At 30.2% G+C, this 1,585-nt stretch carries 2 protein-coding genes; both read left to right on the forward strand.

The features are described 5' to 3' along the window. Nucleotides 1–572, forward strand: a 572-nt coding sequence (locus tag HCCG_RS12330; protein ID WP_034548626.1) for a hypothetical protein, incomplete at its 5' end; no start/stop codon positions are given. A gap of 9 nt (nucleotides 573–581) precedes the next feature. After that, complete coding sequence (locus HCCG_RS11180; protein WP_002957659.1) at nucleotides 582–1,469, forward strand: hypothetical protein; 888 nt, start codon at nucleotides 582–584, stop codon at nucleotides 1,467–1,469. The last annotated feature ends 116 nt before the right edge of the window (nucleotides 1,470–1,585 follow it).

Below are 1,585 nucleotides of genomic sequence, written 5' to 3' on the forward strand. Positions count from 1 at the left end.
AGATAAGCAAAGAAGAGTTTATATTTGCAGAATTTGAAGAGAGCAGTATTGATTTATTAGATTATACGCCATTAAAAATTTTTGCATTTAGAAAAGTAGGTAGGTTGGGAGAGCACTCTACAAAAACAATAACTTCACTGCCACTTAAAGCTAGGAATGTAAGCACTTTGTATAAAGTTATTATCAGATTCAAAAATAGATTTAAAAAGACAACAATACAAATTTATGCTTTTTTAACAAAACAAAAACCTAGAGACCTTATACTTAAAAGAGTTAAACAAAATAATTTGAGAAACACAGTAGAAGAGCTTTACAGAAAGACAGCAACAAAAGGGGACGGAGGAACTGCGGATATGTTAAGAATAGAGTTTAATGATTTATTGAGACGCGGATTAAGCAAAAGAGAAATGATACAAAATTTTAAACACAGAACCAAAGCAAAACAAAGAATAAAAAATTTAGAAAATTTGCTAAAAAAGCATAAGCAAGGTAAAATAAAGCTTAGTGATGATGAGATAAAATTGATACAAGAATTGGCACAAGATTTATACGATGCCCTAAAGAATCTTTAAGGATTGAATATGACACGAGAGGAATTGCACCAAAATTTTAGAAAAGAATTTCCCTATTTAGAAAGGGAATATTTGCAAGAGCTTGATATGTGGGATAATGATGTCAATGAATTAAGCCATTATTTGCTTATATCAAATGTGCTTAATCCCTATATAAGAGAACAATTGGGGCTAAAAAATACACAGAATTTACAAAAAGTCTTTAATTCCCTAGAACGTATTACACATTTAGACCCAAATTACCTTGATACGAATATAGAGCAAGATGTATTTTATACTTTAGAATCTTTTAGTGATGAGGAATTGCTGTATTTTAAAGCAAACTTTGCGGGACAAAAAACTAGAAAAATCATAGATGATGTCATAAAATGTTGGAGTAGTTTTGATGAAAGCTGGAGAAATGTGCGTAAAAATAGCAAGAACAAAATACACACAATCCGAAATCAAGATGAAATTCCAAAACATATCTTAAAAGAAGCGTATATTTTTAGTTTTGATGGGGGAAGTATAAAGAATTTATTTGATTTTATGCTACTTAGTATTGAGGGACTCAAACTAGAGCAAGAAAGATTCACGCAGATTTTAGAAAAAATCAACAACACTGACGATGAAAAAGAATTAGAAGGGTATTTAGAAAATTTTACATCTGATTGGCGTGAAGCAATGAAGCGACTTCGTGTTTTAAGGGCAATGGGATACAAAGAAGTGGCACTAATCATACAAAATGCAGATAAGTTTTTAGATAAACAACAAATGAATTTTTTTAGAGAAAGTTTTGAGGACGAAAATGGATTTATAAACTTTTTAGAATCTTTGGGCGTAAATTTAAATATTTATTTGATTTCTGAAAAAATAAATCATGTGTTTTGGCATAATCTTATCGATATGTTTAGATAGGGCAATTACAGGTAAATGCTAGAACCACAAAGTGATTATACTATCAATACAGATAATAGCCTAAGCTTCAACATAGGCGAAACCACCATAACCGCTACTTCAGATTGTGTTATAAT

Origin of the sequence: Helicobacter cinaedi CCUG 18818 = ATCC BAA-847, from assembly GCF_000155475.1 — a bacterium.
GTDB classification, from domain to species: Bacteria; Campylobacterota; Campylobacteria; order Campylobacterales; family Helicobacteraceae; genus Helicobacter_C; species Helicobacter_C cinaedi.

Excerpts from the sequence above, each read along its gene's own strand:
- HCCG_RS11180 (WP_002957659.1), top strand. The coding sequence starts at position 582 with ATGACACGAGAGGAATTGCACCAAAATTTTAGAAAAGAATTTCCCTAT.